A 17,730-nucleotide genomic window follows, 5' to 3' on the forward strand; every position below is an offset into this window, starting at 1 on the left:
CGCCGGCACGGGCGGGGGTTCCGCGGTGGGGTCAGACCGCGCTCTTCTTCAGGCGGCGGCGCTCACGCTCGGACAGGCCGCCCCAGATGCCGAACCGCTCGTCGTTGGCGAGGGCGTACTCCAGGCATTCGGCGCGGACCTCGCACGCCAGGCAGACCTTCTTGGCCTCCCGGGTGGAGCCGCCCTTCTCGGGGAAGAACGACTCGGGGTCGGTCTGGGCGCACAACGCGCGCTCCTGCCAGCCGAGTTCCTCTTCTTCTTCCTCGATGCCCTCGCCGATCAACAACTCAAAGAGCTCGCTCATTCTGGCGCGCCTCCTCTGCCCCTCTTGGCGTCCCCGTGGTGTTGCCGTTGCCGGTGCGGCGGAACGACACGAGAGAAATTACAGTTGCGTCACTCTGGCCCAGTCAAGCCGAGCTCTGGTATTGGGCCAAGGATTCACTCCCCGGAACCAAGCCACTACGAATAGTGTACATATCCGGACAACCCGGACATCACGCCTGGTTCCTGACCTGCCGTCAACCTGCACGGCCGCTGCCGCCCGGGGTCGCCCGGGGTCGCCCGGAGCGATCTCACGCCCTGCCTTCCCGGCGATCTTCAGGTTGAAACCTGAATGGGTGCTTATCACCCCATCCGGTGTTTCAAGGAGGATGTGACCCGAATGTCCGGCACCGCGCCTTGACACTGGTGGGTCGGTTGCGGTGTGCTAGCCCCTATGTCAGAGTTCCCGGCCTCCTCCACCGACCGGCGCCGCCAGGCGCTCCTCGGTGCTGCCGTGAACTCCTCGTGTTGTCGCCGCTGTCTCCGCTGTATCTAGGCGCACGCGTCCCACCGCGCGCCGCCCCGGAACAGAGGCCGAGCCGCGCGACAGTCCCCCCTGAACGCTCCGCGGATCCGGCTGATCCCAGCCCGCAGCCGAACCCGAGGACGTCACGACCGTGCGAATGCCCCGTCTCCGCAAGCGCAACCGCGATCGCAAGCGATTCCCCGCCGTCGCCGCCCCTTCCGTCGCCGCCCCGGCCGCCCCGGGCCGGGCCGTTCCGGTCCCGCGCTGGACGGACGGCCTGAGCGACGTGTCCATCGCCGGCGACCCGCTGGCCTTCCCGCACCTGGCCCGCACCGACCTGCCCGCGCACCCGACCACCCTCGGCGGCTACGCCCGGCTGGTCCGGGAGATCGCCGCCGACCGCGCCCGCTGGGAGCCGCTGGTCCGCTACGACGCGCTGACCCGCTGGTACGCCCGGCTGGAGACCGGCCCCGGCTACGAGGTGTGGCTGCTCAGCTGGCTGCCCGGGCAGTCCAGCGGCTTCCACGACCACGGCCGCTCCTCCGGTGTGATGACGGTCCTTCAGGGTGAACTCACCGAGCGCTCGCTGACCGCCGGCGGCGAGGGCTCGCGCGCCCTGGCGCCCGGCGGCCTGCGGGTGTTCTCCGCGGGCTACCTGCACGAGATGGTCAACGCCGCACTGGAGCCCGCGGTTTCGGTGCACCTGTACACGCCGGGCCTGGTGGAGATGAACCAGTACCCGGCCGCGCCGGCCCTCGGCCGTCACCAGCTGCACTGACGCGCTGGCAGGATGAGGCCCATGCGAATCACAGCGTTGGCAGGCGGGATCGGCGGGGCCAGGTTCCTGCGCGGGCTGCGGGCGGCGGTCTCCCCCGGGGACGAGATCACCGTGATCGGGAACACCGGCGACGACATCCACCTGTACGGCCTGAAGGTCTGTCCCGACCTGGACACCGTGATGTACACCCTGGGCGGCGGCATCAACGAGGAGCAGGGCTGGGGCCGGACCGGGGAGACCTGGTCGATCAAGGAGGAGATGAAGGCGTACGGGGTCGGGCCGGAGTGGTTCGGGCTCGGCGACCGCGACTTCGCCACCCACATCGTCCGGACCCAGATGCTCGCCGCCGGCTACCCGCTGTCCGCCGTCACCGAGGCGCTGTGCGCCCGCTGGCAGCCCGGCGTGCGGCTGCTGCCGATGACCGACGACCGGGTGGAGACCCACGTCCGGATCACCGACGCGGACGGGCCGCGGGTGGTGCACTTCCAGGAGTACTGGGTGCGGCTGCACGCGGCGGTCGACGCCGAGGCGATCGTCCCGGTCGGCGCCGACGGGGCGAAGCCCGCGCCCGGGGTGCTGGAGGCGATCGCCGGGGCGGACGTGGTGGTGCTGCCGCCGTCCAACCCGGTGGTGTCGATCGGCACGATCCTCGCGGTGCCCGGGATCCGGGAGGCGGTCGCCGCCGCCCCCGGCCCGGTGGTCGGCCTCTCCCCCATCGTCGGCGGGGCGCCCGTGCGCGGCATGGCCGACAAGGTGCTGGCCGCCGTCGGCGTGGAGACCACCGCCGCCGCGGTCGCCCGGCACTACGGCTCGCGCCGCTCCGGCGGGCTGCTGGACGGCTGGCTGGTGGACACCGCCGACGCCGCCTCGGTCGACCAGGTGACCGCCGCCGGGATCGCCTGCCGGGCCGTGCCGCTGCTGATGACCTCGGTCGAGGCCACCGCCGAGATGGCCCGCGCCGCACTGGAGTTGGCCGCGGAGGCGGCCAAGTGACGGGCGACGGGCTGCGGTTGCTGCCGGTCCGCGGGCTGCCGGAGATCGGCGAGGGCGACGACCTGGCCGAACTGATCGCCAAGGCGGACGAGTTCGAGGACGGCGACATCGTGGTGGTCACCTCCAAGGTGGTCTCCAAGTCCGAGGGGCGGCTGGTGCACGCCGAGGACCGGGACGCCGCGATCGACGCCGAGACCGTCCGGGTGGTGGCCCGCCGCGGCCGCTCCCGGATCGTCGAGAACCGCAACGGCCTGGTGATGGCCGCCGCGGGCGTCGACGCCTCCAACACCCCGCCCGGCACGGTCCTGCTGCTGCCGGTCGACCCGGACCACTCGGCCCGGCAGCTGCGGGCCCGCCTCCAGGAGTTGACGGGCCGACGGCTGGCCGTACTGGTCACCGACACCTTCGGGCGGCCGTGGCGCAACGGCCTCACCGACGTCGCCATCGGCGCCGCCGGGCTGCCCGTCCTGGAGGACCACCGCGGCCGCACCGACAGCCACGGCAACGAGCTGCGGCTGACCGTCACCGCCACCGCGGACGAACTCGCCGCCGCCGCCGACCTGGTGAAGGGCAAGGCCACCGGCACCCCGGTGGCGATCGTCCGCGGCCTGCCGCACCTGGTCACCGCGGCGGACGGCGAGGGCGCCCGCCCGATCGTCCGCTCCGCCGCCGACGACATGTTCCGGCTCGGCACCTCCGAGGCCGTCCGGGAGGCCGTCACGCTGCGCCGCACCGTGCGCGCCTTCACCGACGAGCCGGTGGACGGCGGGGCGGTCCGCCGGGCCGTGGCCGCGGCGGTCACCGCGCCCGCCCCGCACCACACCACCCCCTGGCGGTTCGTGCTGCTGGAGACGGCGGAGGTGCGCACCCGGCTGCTGGACGCCATGCTCGCCGCCTGGCGGCGCGACCTGCGGGAGCTCGACGGCTGGACCGAGGAGCGGATCGCCCGGCGCACCGCCCGCGGCGAAGTGCTGCGCGGCGCACCGTACCTGGTGATTCCCTGCCTGGTCATGGACGGCTCGCACGACTACCCCGACCCGCGGCGCGCCGCCGCCGAGCGGGAGATGTTCGTGGTGGCGATCGGCGCCGCCGTGCAGAACCTGCTGGTCACCCTGACCGGCGAGGGCTACGGCTCCGCCTGGGTCTCCTCCACGATGTTCTGCCGCGACACCGTCCGCGAGGTCCTCGACCTGCCGCCCGGCTGGGACCCGATGGGCGCGATCGCCGTCGGCCGCCCGGCGGAGGACCCGAAGGAGCGCCGAACGCGCTCCGCGGACGCCTTCGTGCGAGCGCTGTAGCCCGCGGTCACCGGTGCCGGTGGTCGTTCGGGGTGAGGCGGGGCCCGTACTTCGGCGGCCGGGCCCCCGTCATCGGGAGGATCCGGCAGAGCCGGTACCGGTGCGGCCGGTAGGGCTCCAGCAGGGCGAGCATCTGGGCGTCGTCGCTGCGCGGCCGGCCGGCCAGCGCCCAGCCGACGATGTTCGGCAGGTGGAAGTCGCCGACCGACACCGCGTCCGGGTCGCCGTTGCTGCGCTGCAAGGTCTCGGCGGCGGTCCACACCCCGATGCCGGGGACGGCGGTGAGCCGGGCGAAGGCCGCCACCGGATCCATCGCGGAAGCCTCCTCCAGACGGGCGGCGAGCCGGACCGCGCGGACCACCGTCGCCGAGCGCTTCGGGTCGACGCCGGCCCGGTGCCAGGCCCAACTCGGCACCAGCGCCCAGTCGCGGGCGGACGGCGCGACCCGCATGCCCAGGTCGGCGGCGGGCCCCGGCGCGGGCGTGCCGTGGTCGCGCAGCAGGGTGCGCCAGGCCCGGTACGCCTCGCCGGTGGTGACCTTCTGTTCCAGGATCGCCGGGACCAGCGACTCCATCACCAGGCCCGTGCGGGTCAACCGGAGTCCGGGGCAGGCCCGTTGGGCGTCCCGCAGCGGGCCGGGCGGGAGCACCAGACCGCCCGGGTCGTCCTCCGCGCCGAGCAGCGCCGGGAGCCGTTCGAGCAGCCACCCCGCCCCCGGGCCCCAGGCGGTGGCCCCGATCTCGCCGCCGCGCGGGGCGATCCGCAGCGTGCCCGGCCCGTCCGGGGTGCGGGAGGCGCGCCAGACCGAACCGTCCGGGGCGCGCTGGAAGGCCGGGTCGCCGGTGCCGCGTTGCAGCGGGAACAGCGTGCGGCCGAGGTCCAGCGGGTAGCCGGGCCGCCACTGTCGGGTCTCGGCTGGCATCGGAGGTCCTCGGGGGCGGTGGGCGGGCAATGGGCGGGCGGCGGGGCCGGGGCGTCCGCGGGCGGGCGGAACGACTGCGAGGGTAACGCGGCGCGGCCGGTCCACGGCGCGGGCACCCTCCCGTCCGGACCGGGGCAGGACGTAGGCTGGGGCGCACCATGAATGCGCCTTTCGCTGCCGACGCCCGCACCCCCGCCGAGCTGCTGCAGGCCTACCTGCGCGCCGGGGGCGATGCCGACCCGTCCCGCCCTCTGGTGACCTTCTACGACGACTCGACCGGCGAACGGGTCGAGCTCTCGGCGAAGACCTTCGACAACTGGGTGGCGAAGACCGCCAACCTGTTGCAGGACGAACTGAACGCCTCCCCCGACGACCGGGCGGCCCTGCTGCTGCCGGCCCACTGGCAGAGCGCGGTGTGGCTGCTGGCCTGCTGGTCGGTGGGCGTGGTGCCGGTGCCGGGCGGCGAGCCCAAGGACACCGAACTGGTGGTGTCCGGCCCCGACGGCCTGGAGGCCGCGCAGGAGTGCCCCGGCGAGCGGGTGGCGCTGGCGCTGCGCCCGCTCGGCGGGCGGTTCCCGCAGCGCCCGGACGGGTTCCTGGACTACGCGGCCGAGGTGCCCGGCCAGGGCGACCGGTTCGCCCCGTACTCGCCGGTCGACCCGCAGTCGGTGGCGCTGGAGACCTCGGTGGACGGGCTGACGCTGAAGCTGACCGGCGAGCAGACCGTCGCCCTGGCCCGTGAGGGCGCCGCCCGGCTGGGCCTGGACAGCGGCAGCCGGGTGCTCTCCACCCTCTCCTACGACGACTGGGCCGGTCTGGAGGCGGGCCTGCTGGCGCCGCTGGCGGCCGGGGCCTCCGTCGTCCTGTGCCGCAACTCCGAGCAGTTGACGGAGGATCAGTGGAAGCAGCGGATCGACTCCGAACGGGTGACTCTGCGCCTCGGGTGACTTCCCCGCCCCGGCGGGGCGGGTAGTCCTGGGGTCGATGGCAGTGGAGTACGGCGGCGACGGCCGCCGTCCGGCGAGCCGAGCCGGGCGGTGCGGGTCGCCGCCGTTTCTCATCTCCCGGGCGGGTGACGGGTATCACATCGTGGACGGTTTCCGCTGCCGGCTCGTCTAGGGTGTCCGGGATGAACAGCGGACACCGGAACCGGGGCGACTCGGGGAACTCGATCCCGCCGGCCGTCGACCCCGCGGACCAGTGGGTGCTCGATCCGGCGACCGGCGAGTTCCGACTCGATCTGGAAGCGGGCCTGCGGCACACCGCCGAGCAGCCCCGTCCGGCCGGCGTACGCTCCCGCACCGCTGCCGACCGGTCCGCCACGGGCCGGTCCGCCGACGGCCGCCCGGGTGTCGCCGCTCCGGCCGGCGCCAGCGCGCTGTCCGGCGGCCGGGCCGCCCGGCGCAAGGGCCGTTCCACCCGGGGCCGCCGGGTGCTGAAGTGGACGGCCGGTTCGCTCGGCCTGGTGCTGGTCGCCGGCTGCGGCGGCGCGTACTACGTCTACCAGCACTTCAACCAGAACATCTCCTCGGTGAAGGTCGAGGTCGGCGACGAGGCGGAGCGCCCGCAGGCCACCGACGCCCTGAACATCCTGGTGATCGGCACCGACAGCCGGGTCGGCCTCGGCAGGGAGTACGGCGACGAGGGCTCGGCCGGGCACGCGGACACCACGCTGCTGTTCCACATCTCCAAGGACCGCAGCAACGCCACGGTGCTCTCCATCCCGCGCGACCTGATGGTCCCGATCCCCGAGTGCCAGACCGGCGACAAGAAGATCCCCGGCGAGGCCCGGGCCATGTTCAACACCAGCCTCGGCCAGGACGGACGCGACCCCGGCTGCACCTGGAAGACCGTCGAGAAGCTCACCGGCGTCCGGATCAACCACTTCATGATGGTCAACTTCGAAGCGGTGAAGACCCTTTCGACCGCCGTCGGCGGCGTCGAGGTGTGCGCGTCCACGGACATCGACGACCCGTACTCGCACCTGAAGATGAGCGCCGGCCGGCACGTCGTCCAGGGCGAGGAGGCGCTGGCCTTCGTCCGCACCCGGCACGCGGTCGGCCTGGGCGGCGACCTGACGCGCATTCCGCTGCAGCAGCAGTTCATCAGCTCGATGATCCGCAAGATGAAGAGCAGCGACACCCTGACCAGCCCCACCAAGCTGTGGAACCTCGCGGACGCCGCCACCAAGGCGCTGACCGTCGACGACGGCATCGACGACGTCAACAAGCTGAAGGACCTGGCGCTCGACATCTCCCGGGTCGACACCAAGCACATCACCTTCACCACGGTGCCCGTGATCGACGACCCGACGGACAAGAACCGCCTGGTCCTCAAGCCCGGCGACGCCCAGCAGGTGTTCTCGATGATCGCCGCTGACAAGTCGCTGACCGACGTGCCCGAGCAGGCCGCGAGCCCCGAGCCCGCCGCCCCGTCCTCCTCCGCGCCGGCCGCGCCCCAGGTCGACGCCAAGACCGTCAAGGTGACCGTCCGCAACGGCAGCGGAGCCGCCGGCCAGGCCGGCAAGGCCGCCACCGCCCTCCAGTCCAAGGGCTACGCCCTGGCCGTCGCCGGCAACAACGCCGACCCGGCCGCCACCACCACGGTCTCCTACCCCGCCGGCCAGGAGGACAAGGCCCAGGCCGTCGCCGCCGCCCTCGGCCTCCCCGCCACCGCCACCCAGGCCAGCACCAAGCTGACCGCCAAGGACGGCGTGGTCATCACCCTCGGCAAGGACTTCACCACCCCCGCCGCCCCGGCCCCCACCGAGGCCCCCAAGGACATCCAGCGCGTCCAGGCCGACGACACCAACGTCTGCGCCGCAAAGGCGAAGTAGGCCCGGAGCCCGCGCGGGAAACACCGCAGGTCGGCGCGGCCGGGGTGGTCAGTGGGGGAGTTCGGTGTCCGGGACGAGGGTTTCGGGAGCCGTCTCGGTGTAGGTCTCGCCGGTGCGGGGGCAGCGCCAGTGGGTGGGGGCGGTGGGTTCGAGGGGTTCGCCGGCGCGGCCCACCCATTTGAGGCGGCGGGCGGGGACGCCGGCCACCAGGGCGAAGTCGGGGACGTCGCGGTGGACGACGGCGCCGGCGGCGATCAGGGCCCAGCGGCCGACGGTGACGCCGGCGACCAGGACGGCGCGGCCGCCGACGGAGCAGCCCTGACGGAGGGTCACGCCGCGGGCGTGCCAGTCGTCGGTGCGCTTGAGCTTCCCGTCGGGGTCGACCGAGCGCGGGTAGAGGTCGTTGGTGAGGACCGCTGCGGGCCCGACGAAGACGCCGTCCTCCAGGACGGCGGGCTCGTACACCAGGGCGTGGTTCTGCAGCTTGACCCGGTCGCCGAGCTTCACGCCGGGGCCGACGTACGCGCCGCGTCCGACGATGCACTCGGCGCCGATGCTGGCGTGCTCGCGGACCTGGGCGAGGTGCCAGACGGTGGTGCCGGGGCCGATCTCCGCGCGCGGGTCGACGTCGGCGGTGGCCTCGATCCTGGGGGCGCTGGTCATGGCGCGACCCTAGCGCGGGGGGACGGCCCCCGTCCGGTGTTCGGCGGACCGGGGCCGTCCTTGACGACGGGTCAGGCGCCGGTGGCGGTGACCGGGTCGATCGGGGCGGGCGGGGTGGAGGCGATCACCTTGCGGGCGAGCTTGCGCGGGGAGGTGAGGAAGCCGAAGCCCCAGCTCATGTGCATGGTGCCGAGCGCCAGCGGGAGTCGGAGACGGGCCTTGGCGGACAGGCCGCGGCCCTCCAGCAGGCCGCCGACCACGATCGCGGCGAGGTAGCCGCCCGGCACCACCAGGAACACGGGGTGCAGCGCGGCGCCGAGCACCGCGCCGCCGAGGACGCCGAGCAGCGCGGCCGGCGGGGCCAGGTAGCGCAGGTTGACCGAGCCGCGGTGGTAGCGGGTGACGACCCGGCGCCAGCGCCCGTAGTCCTTGTACTGCTTGGCGAGGGCGCGCACGCTCGGCCGGGGCCGGTAGGTGACCTTGAGCTGCGGGGTGAACCAGACCAGTCCGCCGGCCTGCCGGATGCGGTAGTTCAGCTCCCAGTCCTGGGCGCGGACGAACTCCTCGTTGTAGCCGCCCTGCCGGTCGAGCACCTCGCGGCGGAACACGCCGAGGTACACGGTGTCGGCGGGGCCGGCCAGCCCTCCGGTGTGGAAGGCCGCGTTGCCGACGCCGATCCTGGAGGTCATCGCGGCGGCGACGGCGCGCTCCCATTCGGTCTCGCCCTCGGCGTGCATGATGCCGCCGACGTTGGCGGCGCCCATCTCGTCGAGCAGGCGGACGGCGGTGGCGATGTAACCGGGCGTCAGCAGGCCGTGGCCGTCGACCCGGACCACCACGGGGTGCCGGCTGGCGCGGATCGCCGCGTTCAGTCCGGCGGGGGTGCGCCCGGTCGGGTTCGGCACGGTGCGCACCCGCGGGTCCTCGGCGACCAGTTCGGCGGCGATCGCGTCCGTCCGGTCGGTGGACGGGCCCAGCGCGATCACCACCTCCAGCTCGCCGCCGTACTCCTGTTCCAGGATCCGGCGGACGGCGGTGCGGAGATGACGTTCCTCGTTGAGCACCGGCATGATCACGGAGACCGCCGGCAGCTCCTCAGCAGCCTTGGTGTTCATCGTGCCCGAGCGTACCGGCGTTCGCCCGGCCCTGTCAGACGGGGTCCTCCCCCGCCCGGCGTGCCGTCCGGGCGGGCGCGGCCGGCCCGCCTACCATCCGAAAGATGCCTCACCAGCGCCCGCCCGCACGCCTGCCCGCACCCGATCGGCCGCGGCGGCCGCACCGCCGGCGCTGGGGCCGCTGGGCGGCGGGCACGCTCTCCTTCTCGGTGCTGGCCACCTCGTGCGGCGGGTGGGCGGTGCTGAACGGCGTCGGTTCCTCGCTCGGCCGGGTGGACGCGATCGGCGGCGGCCCGGACCGGCCGGCCGACGACGGGGCCTCGACCTTCCTGGTGGTCGGCACCGACAACCGGGAGGGCATCCCGGAGTCCACCCTGAAGGACGTGCTGCACGCGGGCGGCGAGTCCTGCCACTGCACCGACACCATGATGATCGTGCAGCTGTCCGCCGACCGCGGCCGGGCCACCGTGGTCTCGGTGCCGCGCGACTCGTACGTGGAGATCCCGGCCCACCAGGACGCCGCCACCGGCAAGCAGGTCCCGGCCGGCAAGGGCAAGATCAACGCCGCGTACGGGATGGGCGGCGCGCCGCTCGCGGTGCGCACCGTCGAGCAGAACACCGGGCTGCGGATCGACCACTACGTCGAGGTGAACTTCCTCGGCTTCGTCTCCACCGTGGACGCGCTCGGCGGCGTCGAGGTGTGCACGCCCAAGCCGCTCAAGGACGACTACTCGGGTCTCGACCTGCCGGCCGGCACCACCAGGCTGGACGGCGCGGGGGCGCTGCGCTACGTCCGGGCCCGGCACGTGGACGGCTCCTCCGACCTGGGGCGGATGCACCGTCAGCAGAAGCTCCTGGCGCAGCTGCTGCACCAGGCGTCCTCCGGCGGGACGCTGCTCAACCCGGCCAAGCTCAGCGGCGTGCTGGACACCGTGCTGCGCTCGGTGAAGGTGGACAAGGGCCTGGGCAATGCCGAACTGCTGGAATTCGCCGACCGGTTGAAGGACCTGTCGGCGTCCAACGCGGACTTCGCCACGGTGCCGCTGGCCACCGTCGACCACCAGGTGGCGGGCTGGGGCTCGACCGTGCTGTGGGACGAGAAGGGCGCGCAGCAGCTGTTCGAGGCGGTCCGGGCCGGGCGCCCGCTGACCGACGCCTCCGCCGCCCCCGCGGCGGCCGACGGGCCGAGCGCCGCCCCCGTTGCCGGAACGATTCCTCCGGGCGAGGTGCGGGTGCAGGTGCTCAACGGCGCGGGCATTCAGGGCCTGGGGTTCCGGGTGGACGGCGAACTGCGCAAGGCCGGGTTCGCCACCACCGGCACCCCGTCCAACGCGCCGACCGGGGGCCCCGCCACCACCCGGACGGTGATCCGCTACGACCCGCGCTGGGACGAGTCGGTGAAGACGCTGGCCGCCGCGCTGCCGGACGCCGAACTGGTCCAGGCGCCGGGCCTGGGCGCGACCCTGCAGGTGGTCGCCGGCAGCGAGTACCGCGCCCCGGCGGGGAGTTCGGCCGCCCCGGAGGCCAAACCGTCCGCCACCGCGAAGCCCGCCGCCGCCGGAACCCGGGCCGCGGCGTCCGGGGTGGCGGGCGCGGAGAGCGGCAGCGCGATCAGCTGCCCTTCCTGACCGGACACCTCCTGACGGGACCCCTCCTGACGAGACCCTTCCTGACGGGCCGTCACCCCAGGAACCAGCGCCCCAGCACCCAGGCCAGGTACCCGGCGACCACCAGCCGGTTCAGCCCCGCCACCCGCCCCACCGCGTCGGCCGGCAGCAGGGTCGGCGGGCGGTGCTCCGCGCTGTGCGCCATCAGCGTCACCGTGCGGGCCACCTGTCGCGGGTCCCAACTGCCGCCGAAGTGCCGGTGCAGCACCGTGGCCGGCCGGGAGCCGAACCCGATCTGCCGGCCGTCCGGGGCCTGCACGGTGAACCGGCCCCGGTGCACGGCGGCCGCCGCCACCCGCTGCCACGGCAGGCGTTCCACCCACAGCGCCCCGCTCAGCGCCACCCCGTCGCGGTCCACCGCCAGCTGCCAGGAGCAGGCACTGATCACCGCCAGCAGGAACGGCAGGCCGACCGCGAGCGGCCGCACCAGTCCCTCCACCGCCCCGCCGTCGTCGAGCAGCAGCACCGCGCCCACCAGCAGCCCGGCGGTGACCGGTCCGGCGGCCCAGCGCAGCCCGGCCGGCAGCCCGTAGACCCGGGCGCCCGGCGGCAGCGCGGCCGGCCGGGCGAGGTCCCGTTCCAGGGTCTCGGCCGCGGCCGCGGGCACCGCCAGCGCGCTCTCGTTCCGGACCGCCCCGGCGTCCCGCCGCAGCCTGGGCGGCGCGGCGAACGCGGCGGCCGAGTCCGCCTGCCAGGTCTCCGGGTCCTCGGGCGCCCGGTACACCACCAGCTGCCGTTGGGCGCCGTCCGGCCCCTGGTACAGCAGCGCCTCGACCGGTGCGGTCGCCCGCTCCAGCAGTGCGGCCGCCTCGGCGGGCGTCGCCGCCCGCAGCTCCTCGGCCTCCTGCGGCCGGCCGTCCGGCATCCACTCCGCCGGGCCGTCCTCGTCGGCCGGCTCGAAGGACGCCACGTCCCGCCGGAAGGCCAGCCGCCACAGCGGCCGCTCCTTGTCCCCGCCGTCCACGGGCAGCACGACCAGCCCGCCGCCGGGGTCCTGACGGATCCTCACCCGCATCGCCGGCGCCTCGTCCACCGGCGCGTGCCGGGCCAGGTCGGTGCGGTGCGCCGAGGCCAGCAGCAGGCCGGCGCAGCAGGCCGCCAGCCCGGCCAGCACCCACCACGGCGTGGGGTCGTACACCTCGCCCGTGACCCGGTACCAGCCGGTGCCGTCGGCCAGCAGCGGCAGGTCGTCGCCGACCTTCGGGACCCAGTCCCACCAGACGTCGATCTCGGCGCTGAAATCCCCCGTACCGGTGGGCATCCGGTAGTCGACGGTGACCGAAGCCCCGTCGTCGTGGACCGCCCGGACGGTGGCCCGCACCTCGTCCGCGGCCTGCGCGCGCTCGTTGCTGTCGGCGGTCGCCGACACCCCGGACACCACCAGCAGCACGGCCGCCGCGCCGAGCAGCGCCGCCAGCACCCGCCGCACCACCGGCCGGGGCGGCGGCTCCACCGGCGACCCGTGCCCGAGCAGCGTCCACGGGTACGGCACCGGCGGCCCCATCAACGCGACCAGCTGAGCCCTGGCCTGCCGCCGACCCGCCGCGACCCGGTACAGCGCCCCCGCCACCGCGAGGTGCGCGACCAGCGCCGCCCACCGCACCCCGGCCCCCGGCAACGCGTCCGGCAGCCACCACACCAGCGCGCCCACCGCGGCCGGCACCGCGAAGCTGCCGCGCGGCCGCACCAGCAGCACCAGCGCCTCCGCCCACAGCAGCGCCGCCGCGATCCCCTCGCCGAACGGCACCGCACACCCGTCCAACCGCTCGCACGAGGTCGGCAGGTCGTCCACCACCACCGCCAGCAGCATCGTCAGCAGCGGCAGCAGCACCAGCCACCGCCCCTCCACCCGCCGCCACACCCGGGCGGCCCGCCACTGATCGGCAGCAGCCAACGTCAACGCGGGCACAGCGGGCAGCGGAGGCGAGGACGGTTCAGCCATGCGGCCGATTCTCCCAGGCCCGCCGGGCGGCCGAGCCGCACCCCGGGCCCGCAGCGACCCTCGGCGCAGGGCCGGACACCGCCGCGGGAACGACGGCGCCCGCCCGGGGCCGGGGCCTCGGGCGGGCGTTGGGGGGTGAGGGGGTGTCAGTCGGTGGCGATGGCGGCGAGGACGTTCATCCGGGCGGCGCGGAAGGCCGGGACGAGGGCGGCGGTCAGGCCGATGATCACGGAACCGATGAGGACGGCCGTCACGGTGCCGGTGGGGACGGTCAGGGCGGTGAGGCCCTGGTCGGCGAGGACGGCGCGGGCGGTGACGCCCCAGGAGAGGCCGAGTGCGGTGCCGAGGACGGCGCCGAACAGGGCGATGACGACCGATTCGAGGCGGACCACGCGGCGCAGCTGGCGCCGGGAGAGGCCGATGGCGCGGAGCAGGCCGATCTCGCGGGTGCGCTCGATCACGGACAGCGCCAGGGTGTTGACCACGCCGAGGACGGCGACCACGATCGTCAGGCCGAGCAGGCCGTAGACCATGTAGAGCAGCTGGTCGACCTGGGACTTGATCATGTCCTTGTAGCCGGCCTGGTCCTTGACCGTCAGCTGGGGGTAGGTCTCCAGCGACTTCTGCAGGTCGGCGAGCACGGCGGCCTTGTCCGCGCCGGCCGCGGCACCGGCGAACACCGCGGAGTCGGCGGGCAGTTCGCCGTTCAGGGCGGTGGAGACGGTGCTGATGCCGGTGAAGAAGTTGCCGTCGAACAGCTGGTTGCCGGTGCTGAGGACGGCGGCGACCGGGAGGGTCTGGGTGCGGCCCTTGTCGTAGGCGACGGTGATCGGGTCGCCGACCTTGAGGTGGTGCGTGTCGGCGAACTTCTGGTCGACCGAGACGCCGCCGTTGAAGACGCCGTCGGCGGTGCCGGAGGCGAGCGGGAGGCGGAAGTCCCGGGTGAAGCTCGGGTCGGCGGCGACCAGTTCGGTCTCGGTGCGGGCGCCGTCGGGGGTGGTGAGGTCCGCGGGGACGGACTTCTGCCGGGTGACGTGGTCGATGCCCTTGGAGTGGGCGACCGCGTCGACCATGGCCGGGGTGAGGCCGGTGCGGCCGCCGGCCACGATGTAGTCGGCGCCGACGGACTTGTCGATCTGCGCGGTGGCCGAGGTGACCATCGAGGAGGTGACCACGGAGGCGCCGACGACCACGGCCAGGCCGATCATCAGGGCGGCGGCGGTGGAGCCGGTGCGGCGCGGGTTGCGCATCACGTTGCGCTGGGCGAGGCGGCCGGCGGGGCCGAACAGGGCGGGCAGCAGGCCGCCGAGCAGGCGGACCAGGCCGGAGGCGAGCAGCGGGCCGAGGACCACCGCGCCGACCAGGGTGGCCAGCACGCCGAGGCCGATCAGCATGCCGCCGGTGGAGCCGGTGGAGCGGGCGGCGAACACCAGGGCGGTGGCGCCGAGTGCGGTGACCAGGCCACCGACCGCGGTGCGGATCCGGTTGGCGCGGGGTTCGGCGGGGGCCGCGTGGTCGAGCAGCGCGGCCATCGGGGTGATCCGGGAGGCGCGCCGGGCGGGGATGAACGCGGCGAAGAGGGTGACCAGCACGCCGACCGCGTAGCTGATCACCGGCACCGTCCAGGTGATCTCCAGCGAGGAGGCGTCCAGGTTCATCCCGGCGGCCTTCATCAGCTGGATCAGGCCGAGCGCCAGGCCGAGGCCGGCGCCGATGCCGAGCGTGGAGCCGAGCACGCCGAGGATCAGGCCCTCGGTCAGCACCGAGCGGTTGACCTGGGACCGGCTGCCGCCGATGGCGCGCAGCAGGCCGATCTCGCGGGTGCGCTGGGTGACCAGCATGGAGAAGGTGTTGACGATCAGGAAGCCGCCGACGCCGGCCGCGAGGACGGCGAAGCCGAGCATCGCGTACTTCATGAAGTCGAGGAAGGAACCGACGTCGTCGGAGTTCTCCTGCTGCTGCTCGGCGGCGGTCCTGGCCTGGTAGCCGCTGCCGAGGTCGGTCAGTGCGGCGGCCTTCAGCTGGTCGTTGCTGCGGCTGCCGTCGCCGAACAGCTCGACGGAGGTGTAGGCCTCGGCACCGAGCAGGACCTGCTGGGCGGTCGGGGTGTCCAGGAACGCGAGGGCTGCGCCGGGGTTGGTGGTGCGGAAGGTGGCGATGCCGGAGATGGTGAAGTCGTGGTTGCCGCTGTCGGTGATGACCCGAAGCCTGGCGCCGAGGCCGAGGCCGGACTTCTTGGCGGTGTCCGCGTCCAGCACGATCTGGTCGGAGCCCTGCGGGACGTGGCCGGAGGTGACGTCGACCGAGTTGCGCGGGGTGTCCGTCCAGTTGCCCGTCAGGGTGGGGGCGCCGGTGGTCGGGCCGACCAGCTTGTTGGTGGCGGGGTCGACCAGCACGGCGGTGGAGACCATGACCTGGCCGAGGGCGGCCTTGACGCCGGGCTCGGCGGCGAGCTTCGCCTGCGTCTGCACCGGGACGGTGGGGATCGCGGCGGGGCCGCCGCGCTCGGCCATCTTGTCCTCCGCCTTCTGCACAGAGAGGTCGGAGGCGGTGGCGGCGAACAGGCGGTCGAACGTGCCGGTGGCGGTGTTGTAGAAGACCAGGGTGCCGGCCACGAAGGCGACCGAGAGCACCACGGCGAGCAGGGAGAGCACCAGTCGGCCCTTGTGGGCGAAGAAGCTCCGCAGTGAGGTCTTGAGCAGCATGGTTTCCTGACCCCGTCTCAGCTGGTGCGCTTGCCGTCGAAACGGCGCATGCGGGTCAGGACGGAGTCGGCCGTGGGGTTGTGCATCTCGTCGACGATGGAGCCGTCGGCGAGGAACAGCACCCGGTCGGCGTGGCCGGCGGCGACCGGATCGTGCGTCACCATGACGATGGTCTGGCCGAGTTCGTCGACCGAGCGGCGCAGGAAGCCGAGCACCTCGGCGCCGGAGCGGCTGTCCAGGTTTCCGGTCGGCTCGTCGCCGAAGATGATCTCGGGGCGGGCGGCCAGGGCGCGGGCCACCGCGACGCGCTGCTGCTGGCCGCCGGAGAGCTGGCCGGGGCGGTGCTTGAGGCGGTCGGACAGGCCGACGGTGTCGATCACCTGCTGGAGCCAGGCCCGGTCGGGCTTGCGGCCGGCGATGTCCATCGGCAGCGTGATGTTCTCCAGCGCGTTCAGCGTGGGGAGCAGGTTGAACGCCTGGAAGATGAAGCCGATCTTGTCCCGGCGCAGCTTGGTGAGCTGCTTGTCCTTCAGGCCGGTGATCTCGGTGTCGCCGATCCAGATCCGGCCCTGGGAGACCGTGTCGAGGCCGGCCAGGCAGTGCATCAGGGTCGACTTGCCGGAGCCCGATGGGCCCATGATCGCCGTGAACCGGCCGCTCCGGATGTCGACGTCGACCGCGTCGAGCGCCGTCACCCGGGTCTCCCCGGTGCCGTACGCCTTGGTGACCTGCCGGGCCTGGGCGGCGACGTCGCCCTGCTCCGGAAGGTGTGAGAGGTGCGCGGCGCTCGCTGCCGTGGTCACTGGAAGTCTCCTCGTCGTGGTGTCCATCCGTCGTCCCCAAGCCTTCCGGGCGCTGCCCCGCCGCGGAATCCAGCAGGCATCCGTCTTCGGGGTGGGGCCAGCACCACCTTCGAAGGTGGTGCTGGTGGGATGACTCCACGCTAGGAGCGGGCGCCCGGGAGGTCGTCCTCCACCGGGCTGAGCCGGGCACGGGGAAATGCTCCGGGGCCCGGGCCCTCTCCCCTAGACGAGTAGTTCCGAAGTCGGTTGGGTTTCCTGGTTCTGCTTCGGACGTGGAGGGAGGGTGTCCAGCATTCGGGTTGTGACGACCGAAGAGCTGGACACCCTCCTGACGGCACTCTACGTGCAGATCGATGATCATCTGCCCCGAACGCGATGGCTGGGGCGCCCGCCGCGACTGACGGACTCCGAGCTGGTCTGCCTGGCCGTCGCCCAGGCCCTGCTCGGCTTCCACTCCGAAGCCCGCTGGATCCGCTTCGCCCGAGCCCACCTGCGCGGCATGTTCCCCCACCTGCCCGAACGCCCCGGCTACAACAAGCGCCTACGCGCCGCGCGCCCGTTGCTCCAGCAGGCCGTCCGCGAGCTGGCCCGGGCCACCGACCTATGGGCCGACCCGGTCTGGGTCACGGACTCCACACCCGTGGAGTGCGGCCGCTCCCGCGACACCGTCCGCCGCTCGGCACTGGCCGGATGGGCCGGCTACGGCTACAGCCGCTCGCACTCGCGCTGGTTCTGGGGCCTGAAGCTGCACCTGGTCTGCACCCCGGCAGGGCTGCCCGTCACCTGGGCCCTGGCCAGCCCGAAGGTCGACGAGCGCGAGGTGCTGGCCGCACTCGTCGAGACCGAACCCGATCTCGTGCGCGAGCGGCCCGGCCTGCTGATCCTCGCCGACAAGGGCTACGTCTCCGCGGAACTCGACCGCTTCCTGGAACAGTTCGGGGCCCAGCTGTTGCGGCCGTCCTACCGCAACCGGACCCCACGCGCCGGCGAAGGGCTGCTGAAATCCGTCCGCCAGCTGATCGAGTCCGTGAACGACACCTTGAAGGGACAACTCGGACTCGAACAGCATGGCGGCCGCACCATCGAAGGCGTCGGCGCCCGCGTCGGCCAGCGACTGCTGGCGATGACCTGCGCGATCTGGCACAACCGGGCCACCGGCCACCCCGTCACCCGATCACTCATCGCCTACGACCACTGACTCACTTCGGAACTACTCGTCTA

14 protein-coding genes are annotated in these 17,730 nt (G+C 73.8%); 7 read left to right on the plus strand and 7 right to left on the minus strand.

The genetic code is table 11. The features are described from left to right. Nucleotides 1-31: 31 nt before the first annotated feature. Entirely contained in the window at nucleotides 32-304 is a 273-nt protein-coding gene (locus BX266_RS13260) for a WhiB family transcriptional regulator (protein ID WP_033255587.1), read from the minus strand. Between the two features lie 634 nt (nucleotides 305-938). Between BX266_RS13260 and BX266_RS13270 the strand changes: the two genes are divergently transcribed. From BX266_RS13270 to BX266_RS13280, 3 genes are read left to right on the plus strand one after another with little or no spacing between them, the layout of a single operon-like run. Continuing rightward, entirely contained in the window at nucleotides 939-1,565 is a 627-nt protein-coding gene (locus BX266_RS13270) for a cysteine dioxygenase family protein (protein WP_259464682.1), read from the plus strand. A gap of 21 nt (nucleotides 1,566-1,586) precedes the next feature. Continuing rightward, a complete protein-coding gene (gene cofD, locus BX266_RS13275; RefSeq protein ID WP_099899608.1) occupies nucleotides 1,587-2,558 on the plus strand; it encodes a 2-phospho-L-lactate transferase in 972 nt (323 codons plus the stop codon). Continuing rightward, a complete protein-coding gene (locus tag BX266_RS13280) occupies nucleotides 2,555-3,856 on the plus strand; it encodes a coenzyme F420-0:L-glutamate ligase (RefSeq protein ID WP_099899610.1) in 1,302 nt (433 codons plus the stop codon). The genes cofD and BX266_RS13280 overlap by 4 nt, the downstream gene beginning before the upstream one ends. 7 nt (nucleotides 3,857-3,863) lie before the next feature. Here the strand turns inward: BX266_RS13280 and BX266_RS13285 are convergent, their stop codons facing one another. Then, nucleotides 3,864-4,778: a DNA-3-methyladenine glycosylase gene (locus BX266_RS13285; RefSeq protein ID WP_099899612.1), complete on the minus strand. Its 915-nt coding sequence runs from the start codon at nucleotides 4,776-4,778 to the stop codon at nucleotides 3,864-3,866. A gap of 158 nt (nucleotides 4,779-4,936) precedes the next feature. Between BX266_RS13285 and BX266_RS13290 the strand changes: the two genes are divergently transcribed. Beyond that, nucleotides 4,937-5,725: a TIGR03089 family protein gene (locus tag BX266_RS13290; protein ID WP_099899614.1), complete on the plus strand. Its 789-nt coding sequence runs from the start codon at nucleotides 4,937-4,939 to the stop codon at nucleotides 5,723-5,725. Nucleotides 5,726-5,907: 182 nt separating this feature from the next. Beyond that, nucleotides 5,908-7,614, plus strand: a complete 1,707-nt coding sequence (locus BX266_RS13295) for an LCP family protein (RefSeq protein WP_099899616.1) — start codon at nucleotides 5,908-5,910, stop codon at nucleotides 7,612-7,614. 48 nt (nucleotides 7,615-7,662) lie between these two features. Here the strand turns inward: BX266_RS13295 and BX266_RS13300 are convergent, their stop codons facing one another. Beyond that, nucleotides 7,663-8,277, minus strand: a complete 615-nt coding sequence (locus BX266_RS13300; RefSeq protein ID WP_099899618.1) for an acyltransferase — start codon at nucleotides 8,275-8,277, stop codon at nucleotides 7,663-7,665. A 71-nt stretch (nucleotides 8,278-8,348) separates the two neighbouring features. After that, the gene (locus BX266_RS13305) at nucleotides 8,349-9,392 is read right to left on the minus strand and encodes a glycosyltransferase family 2 protein (RefSeq protein WP_099899620.1); all 1,044 of its coding nucleotides are present in this window, start codon (nucleotides 9,390-9,392) and stop codon (nucleotides 8,349-8,351) included. Nucleotides 9,393-9,496: 104 nt separating this feature from the next. Here BX266_RS13305 and BX266_RS13310 point away from each other — a divergent pair, with 104 nt between their 5' ends. Then, nucleotides 9,497-11,020 (plus strand): LCP family protein, encoded by a 1,524-nt coding sequence (locus BX266_RS13310; RefSeq protein ID WP_120314370.1) that lies wholly within the window; start codon nucleotides 9,497-9,499, stop codon nucleotides 11,018-11,020. Between the two features lie 52 nt (nucleotides 11,021-11,072). Here the strand turns inward: BX266_RS13310 and BX266_RS13315 are convergent, their stop codons facing one another. The 3 genes from BX266_RS13315 to BX266_RS13325 all read right to left on the minus strand — a co-directional run bounded on the left by BX266_RS13315 (nucleotide 11,073) and on the right by BX266_RS13325 (nucleotide 16,509). Beyond that, nucleotides 11,073-13,001, minus strand: coding sequence for a hypothetical protein (locus tag BX266_RS13315; protein ID WP_143686921.1), 1,929 nt, complete (start codon nucleotides 12,999-13,001; stop codon nucleotides 11,073-11,075). Between the two features lie 146 nt (nucleotides 13,002-13,147). Next, the gene (locus BX266_RS13320) at nucleotides 13,148-15,706 is read right to left on the minus strand and encodes an ABC transporter permease (RefSeq protein ID WP_099899628.1); all 2,559 of its coding nucleotides are present in this window, start codon (nucleotides 15,704-15,706) and stop codon (nucleotides 13,148-13,150) included. A gap of 17 nt (nucleotides 15,707-15,723) precedes the next feature. After that, complete coding sequence (locus tag BX266_RS13325; RefSeq protein WP_099899630.1) at nucleotides 15,724-16,509, minus strand: ABC transporter ATP-binding protein; 786 nt, start codon at nucleotides 16,507-16,509, stop codon at nucleotides 15,724-15,726. A 301-nt stretch (nucleotides 16,510-16,810) separates the two neighbouring features. On the opposite strand from BX266_RS13325, the gene BX266_RS13330 reads away from it, so the two are divergent. Then, nucleotides 16,811-17,707, plus strand: coding sequence for an IS982 family transposase (locus BX266_RS13330; protein WP_099899632.1), 897 nt, complete (start codon nucleotides 16,811-16,813; stop codon nucleotides 17,705-17,707). Nucleotides 17,708-17,730 lie beyond the last annotated feature (23 nt).

This window comes from Streptomyces sp. TLI_171, from assembly GCF_003610255.1.
GTDB lineage: Bacteria > Actinomycetota > Actinomycetes > Streptomycetales > Streptomycetaceae > Kitasatospora.